The 6,298-nt window shown below is 69.5% G+C and carries 6 protein-coding genes and 1 pseudogene; all 7 read right to left on the reverse strand.

The genetic code is table 11. The features are described 5' to 3' along the window. On the reverse strand, positions 1–1,839 hold a 1,839-nt coding region (locus tag Y706_RS24720; RefSeq protein WP_043435818.1), incomplete at its 3' end, for a primosomal protein N' family DNA-binding protein. A gap of 178 nt (positions 1,840–2,017) precedes the next feature. Next, entirely contained in the window at positions 2,018–3,253 is a 1,236-nt protein-coding gene (gene metK / locus Y706_RS0109790; RefSeq protein ID WP_028276457.1) for a methionine adenosyltransferase, read from the reverse strand. A 77-nt stretch (positions 3,254–3,330) separates the two neighbouring features. Continuing rightward, a complete protein-coding gene (locus tag Y706_RS0109795; protein ID WP_028276458.1) occupies positions 3,331–4,644 on the reverse strand; it encodes a bifunctional phosphopantothenoylcysteine decarboxylase/phosphopantothenate synthase in 1,314 nt (437 codons plus the stop codon). A 52-nt stretch (positions 4,645–4,696) separates the two neighbouring features. Continuing rightward, the gene (rpoZ, locus tag Y706_RS0109800) at positions 4,697–4,957 is read right to left on the reverse strand and encodes a DNA-directed RNA polymerase subunit omega (protein WP_018773134.1); all 261 of its coding nucleotides are present in this window, start codon (positions 4,955–4,957) and stop codon (positions 4,697–4,699) included. A gap of 39 nt (positions 4,958–4,996) precedes the next feature. After that, entirely contained in the window at positions 4,997–5,569 is a 573-nt protein-coding gene (gmk, locus tag Y706_RS0109805) for a guanylate kinase (protein WP_028276459.1), read from the reverse strand. Between the two features lie 40 nt (positions 5,570–5,609). Beyond that, positions 5,610–5,927 carry an integration host factor, actinobacterial type gene (gene mihF, locus Y706_RS0109810; RefSeq protein WP_028276460.1) on the reverse strand — a complete coding sequence of 106 codons (318 nt, stop codon included), beginning with the start codon at positions 5,925–5,927 and terminating at the stop codon, positions 5,610–5,612. A 188-nt stretch (positions 5,928–6,115) separates the two neighbouring features. Then, positions 6,116–6,298, reverse strand: a pseudogene (locus tag Y706_RS29215) (orotidine 5'-phosphate decarboxylase); the annotation flags it as partial.

Raw genomic sequence — 6,298 nt, forward strand, 5'->3', positions numbered from 1 at the left:
CAGCTGCAGCTCCTGCCGCAGTGCCAGTTCCCGGCTGGCGTATCCGGCGGGATCCCAGCGCAGCAGGGCGCCAACCCCGGCGGCGTCGTCGGCCGTGATGACCACCAGGCCGCCCTCGGAAGCGGGCCGGACCAGGGCCGCGGCGTTGAACCAGCGGCGGACCGCGTCCTCCCCCGCCCTCAGGTTTTCCCGGCGCAGCAGCGAGTCGCCGTCGAGCAGCAGGGCTGCGGCGTACCCGCCGAAGGCCACCGGTTCGGCACCGACGGTGGCCACCACGAGAGCCGCGGTCTCCGCAACAGTGGCCTTGATCTGGTCCCCGGAGGAGGTGATGACTGGTTTCCCCGGAAACGCACGGCCCAGCTCCTCCGCGGTGCGGAGGGCTCCCGTGGCGCCGCGCCTTAGCCTGGCGCCGTTGCACGTGCCGCAGCGCCAGGCCGGGGCCGGGGCCGAGCACCAGCGGCATTGCGGCACGGCGCTGCTCCCGGCCGGGCCGGCGATCGCCAGGGGGCCGCTGCAGGCGGTGCAGCGGGCCGGTTCACGACAGGTGTCGCACACCAGCGAGGGGGCGTAGCCGGCGCGGGCCACCTGGACCAGGACCGGACCCCGTTCCAGGCCCTCCTTGGCGGCCCGCCAGGCCGCACCGGGGAGCCTGGCGATCCGGGCGAGCGGGTCATGCTCGAGTTCGTAGCTGTCGGCTGTGTTCAGGACCCGCGGGACCGTCCGCCGCACGACGGCCCGGTCAGCTTCCACGGCCTGGGCCCAGCCGGAGGCGACCAGGCGCTCCGTTTCGGTGCTGCGCGAATGGGCCGCGAGCAGGCACGCGGCCCCTTCCTGGCCGGCCCGGAGCAGGAGGACTTCGCGGGTGTGCGCGTACGGGGAGCGCTGCTCGATGTGGAGGTCGTCGCCGTCGTCCCAGCAGATGACGAGCCCGAGGTTCGGCACCGGTGCGTAGGCCGCGGACCGCGTGCCCACGGCGACCCCGGCGGCGCCGCTGAGCACGCGCAGGAAGCTGCGGTAGCGCGGCGTCTGGCCGTCGTCTGCGGTGAGCCGGGCGACGTCGCCGGCGGGAAGCAGTTCCAGCAGGGCAGATTCCACGCGGTCAAGGTCCCGGTAGTCGGGCACCACCACGACGGCGCCGCGGCCGGAGATCCGCACCGCGGCCACGGCTTCGGCGATCATCCGCGGCCAGCCGGCGGGCCCGTACCCCTGCAGGGCGGTCAGCACGGCCCGGGGCGACTCCCCCGCGGCGAGGTGGGCGAGGAATGCCGGACCGTTGCGGTACCGGGTCCAGACGCTGCCGGCAGCCGGCGACGGAAGCGACACGTCGGTCGCCAGACCGAACGTCTCAGTGCCGAACAGCGCGGGATCGAGCCGGCCGTCCGGGGCGAATTCCTTTTCGAGCTTGGCCATGCGCGGCGGCACGGCAACGCGCAGGACATCGCTGACCGTTCCGGCGTAGCGCGAGGCGATCCGGCCGGCGAGCTCGGCCACTGCTGGGGTCAGGACCGGGACGGCGGAGAGCACCTTGTGCAGCGGCACCAGGGGGTGGCCGGCGTCGGATCCGGCGGTGCGGTCCAGCAGGTATCCGGCCAGTTCCTGCCCGTTGAATTTGACCATGACCCGGACTCCGGGCATGGCGTCGGCGTCGAGGGCGGCGGGGACGCTGTAGTCGAAAGGCCTGTCCAGGTGGGGCAGCGAGGACTCGATCAGCACCCGCGCCACCGGCAGGTGGGTCGCAAGGGCGGGGCCGGCCGCTTCCGCGGCGGAGGCGGGAAAACCCTGGAGCAAGGACAGCTGCTGGGGTTCACCGGGCGCGCCGCCGGCAGGATTGGGACTCACGGCTCGCACCTCCCTCCGGATTGTTTCGACAACGACCTACTGACCGGGTACTCAAATTCAGGCACCTAAAAGCAGTGCACTCTAAAAGCGTGTAGCCAGGCCACCGGGAGGCGGCCTGGCTACAGCAGATCACAAGGCACTGACAAAACGCCCCAGAACGCCGGTGCGGTCCCGGGCCTTAGGCGTTAAAGAACGCCTTCAGCTCGTCCACCCGGTCCAGGCGTTCCCACGTGAAGTCCGGGTCTTCGCGGCCGAAGTGTCCGTGGGCGGCGGTCTTGGCGTAGATCGGGCGCTTGAGGTCGAGGGCGTCGATGATGGCCCGCGGGCGCAGGTCGAAGATCTCGGCGATCGCGGCGCTGATGCGGGCCGGGTCCACGGTTTCGGTTCCGAACGTCTCAACGTAGGTTCCCACCGGGCGGGCCTGGCCGATCGCGTAGGCGATCTGGATTTCGGCACGCTTGGCGAGGCCGGCGGCCACCACGTTCTTGGCGACCCAGCGCATGGCGTAGGCGGCCGAGCGGTCCACCTTCGACGGGTCCTTGCCGGAGAACGCGCCGCCGCCGTGGCGGGCCATGCCGCCGTAGGTGTCGACGATGATCTTGCGGCCGGTGAGGCCGGCGTCCCCCACCGGGCCGCCAATCACAAAGGCGCCTGCGGGGTTGAGGATGTTGCGGGTCCGTGAGGTGTCCAGGTTGGACAGTGCCATGACCGGTCCCACCACGTGCTCGGCGAGGTCGGCCCGGAGCTGGTCCAGGCTGGTGCCTTCGGCGTGCTGACTGGAGATGACCACGGTCTCGACCGAGACCGGGCGGTCGCCGTCGTAGCCCACGGTGACCTGGGTCTTGCCGTCCGGGCGCAGGTAGGCGAGTTCGCCGTTCTTGCGGACCTCGGTCAGGCGCTCGGAGAGCCGGTGCGCGAGCCAGATCGGCACGGGCATGTACGACGGCGTTTCGTCGCTGGCGTAGCCGAACATGAGTCCCTGGTCGCCGGCGCCCTGGAGGTCGTAGTCGTCCTCCTGGCGGCCCTCACGCGCTTCGAGGGAGTTGAACACGCCGCCGGCGATGTCGTTGGACTGCTGGCCGATGGATACCGAGACGCCGCACCGGGCGCCGTCGAAGCCGTTGGCCGAAGAATCGTACCCGATGCCCAGGATGGTCTCCCGGACAATCTGGGGGATCTCGACGTAGGCGTCGGTGGTGACCTCGCCCGCGACGTGGACCAGCCCGGTGGTGGCCAGCGTCTCCACGGCTACCCTGGACTCGGGGTCTTTGTCGAGCAGTGCGTCGAGGATCGCATCGCTGATCTGGTCACAGATCTTGTCGGGGTGGCCCTCCGTCACCGACTCGGACGTGAAGAGCCGGAGCGCGGCGGGCGTGGACCCGTGGAAGGCGGGGATGTGCAGCGGTAAAGTCACTCAACTACCTTACTGGTTGGATAACGGACGTCCGGCGGCGTGTGTCCCGGTGCTAAGGAGATGTTGGTTACGCCGGGCTACGCCGGCGGTACAGCCCGGCTCAGCTCGGCGCTGATCCGGTCGATCACGGCAGCCGCGACGTCGGATTTGGAACCCGACGCCTCTTGGGGTTCGGAGCCGTCACGGGAAAGGATGACTACTGTGTTCGTGTCCTCGCCAAAAACCAAATCCCGGCCCACCTGGTTGACGACCAGCAGGTCGCAGGCTTTCCGGTGCAGCTTGGCCCGGGCATAGTCCAGGACATCGCCGTCGGCATCGCCCGTCTCGGCGGCGAAGCCGACGATCAGTTGATTCCGGGACGCGGCGTCGCGGACCTCGACGAGTTCGCGCAGGATGTCGGGGTTGCGCACCAGGTTGATCACGGGATCGGCGACGTCGTCGCGTTTCTTGATCTTGGTCCCGGCGACGTCCGCCGGCCGGAAGTCCGCGACCGCGGCGGCCATGATGACGACGTCGGAGTCGGCGGCCGCGTGCAGCGCCGCCTCCCGCAGTTCCAGGGCAGTTTCGACCGGGACGAGTTCGACGCCGGCGGGCGCCGGGACTTCCATGTGGGCGGCCAGCAGGCGGACGCGGGCGCCGGCTGCGCGGGCGGCCGCGGCCAGGGCCACGCCCTGTTTGCCGGAGGAGCGGTTGCCGAGGAACCGTACGGGGTCCAGCGGTTCCCGGGTGCCGCCGGCACTGATGGTCACCGTCAGTCCGGCCAACGGCGTCACCGCCGGCTGCGCCGCTTCCGGCGCGGCGGCCAGGTCAGTGGTCGCGTCCGCGTCAACGGCCGGCATCGCCTCAGAAGCGGAGGCTGTGCCGGCGCCGGCGAGGGCCATGGCGGCGGTGAAGATCGCCTCGGGCTCGGGCAGGCGGCCGGGCCCGGAATCGGCGCCGGTCAGCCGCCCGCTCGCGGGTTCCAGCACCGTGACGCCGCGGCTGCGCAGGGTTTCGACGTTGGCTTCGGTGGCGGCGTGTTGCCACATTTCGGTGTGCATGGCCGGGGCCATGAGCACAGGGCAGTCGCCGGCCATCAGCAGGGTATTGGTGAGGAGGTCATCGGCCTGGCCGCTGGCCGCTCGGGCCAGGAGATCGGCCGTGGCCGGGGCAACGACGATCAGTTCGGCCTCGTGGCCGAGCCGGACATGGTTGACCGTGTGGACGGCGTCGAACACGCTGTTGCTCACCGGGTGCCCGGACAGGGCCTCCCACGTGGCGACGCCGACGAAGCGGGTGGCCGCCTCGGTGGGGATGACCGTGACGTCATGCCCGGCTTCAGTAAAAAGCCGGAGGAGCGATGCCACCTTGTAGGCGGCAATCCCTCCCCCGACTCCGAGGACTATGCGCACGTGATCTCCGTCAACAGGCAGTCTGTTTACTTGGCTCTTCCCGCGAGGGGAATTACTCTGCGGTTTCGATCGGCGTGGAGACGAGCTTGCCTTCGTTGATCTCGCGCAGGGCGATCGACAGGGACTTCTCGTTCAGCTTGGTGTCGACCAGCGGGCCAACGTACTCAAACAGGCCCTCATGCAGCTGGGCGTAGTACGCGTTGATCTGGCGTGCGCGCTTGGCACCAAAAATCACCAGTCCGTACTTCGAGTCGGCGGCCTTCAGCAGCTCGTCGATCGGCGGGTTGATGATGCCTTCAAGGTTCGTGGACACGAATTCTCCAAATTCTAACGGGCCGGTACGTCCCGGCGCCTAGCGCGGGTTCGGGGTCAGCCCCATGAGTGAAACAAGCTCGTCCGCTGCCCGACGAACGTCATCATTGATGACGGTGTGGTCGAACTCCGGTTCAGCGGCAAGTTCTAGTTTAGCGGTTTCCAGCCTCTGCTGCTGTTCTTCGGCGCTTTCCGTGCCGCGGCCGACCAGCCGGCGGACCATTTCGTCCCAGCTCGGGGGCGCCAGGAACACAAACTGGGCATCCGGGACGGCCTGCTTGACCTGCCGGGCGCCCTGCAGATCGATCTCCAACAGCACCGAGCGGCCCTCGGCAATGGCGGCGTCAACCGTGCTGCGCAGCGTGCCGTAGCGGTTCCGGCCATGGACGACGGCCCACTCCAGCAGTTCGCCGTTTTCGACCAGGGAATCGAATTCCTCGGCCGATTTGAAGAAGTAGTGGATCCCGTCCTGCTCCCCCGGCCGCGGCGGACGCGTGGTGGCCGACACGGAGAGCCAGACGCCGGGGTAGTTGTCCCGGATGTAGGTGGACACGGTGCCTTTGCCAACAGCCGTCGGGCCGGCGAGGACTGTCAGTCCCGGTTTCTTGCTCACATATTCCTTTGGGCGGTGGTGGGCAGCTCGGCGGACCGGGCTACTTGTCGTCAATAAAATCTACCAGCGCCCGGCGCTGGTGGATTCCCAGGCCGCGGACCCGTCGGGATTGTGCGATGCCGAGCTGGTCCATGATGGCCGCCGCCCGGACCCGGCCGATCCCGGGCAGGGCCTCGAGCAGCTCCACGATTCTCATGCGGGCAATGGCGTCGTCGGATTCGCCGGCACTGATGACATTGGCGATGGTCAGCTCGCCCGTCTTGAGCCGCTCCTTTGCCTCGGCCCTGGTGGCTCTTGCGGCAGCGGCCTTGCGAAGGGCGTCGGAACGCTCCTGAGGAGTGAGTGGTCTCAAACTCACGGAAGGCCTCCCTGCATGGCGGGACGGGGCACTCATGCCCTTGCCCCGAACCTACCGTCAGGCGGCGGCAGAAATCAATGGAAATCTGCGCGCCGGCCAGTTCGGGAACGGGAAAAGCGCAATCCCGAACGGGACAGCCCCCGGCCCGGGTCCGGCAGCTCCGGTCCCGGGCGGCGAGGCGGCTGCCGCTAAGCCGCGAGGAGTTCGTCGAGGGTGCGCCGCGCGGCATCCCGGAGGGACTGCAGCTGCGGTCCGGCGCCGAGGATATCCCGGCTCGAGGTCCCCAGGACCTGGGAATAGGCCGCACCGAACGTGCGGCGCAGGTCCGCGGCCGTGGCGCCCTGAGCGCCCAGCCCCGGGGCCAGGATCGG

It is taken from the genome of Arthrobacter sp. I3, assembly GCF_000520575.1.
GTDB lineage: Bacteria > Actinomycetota > Actinomycetes > Actinomycetales > Micrococcaceae > Arthrobacter > Arthrobacter humicola_A.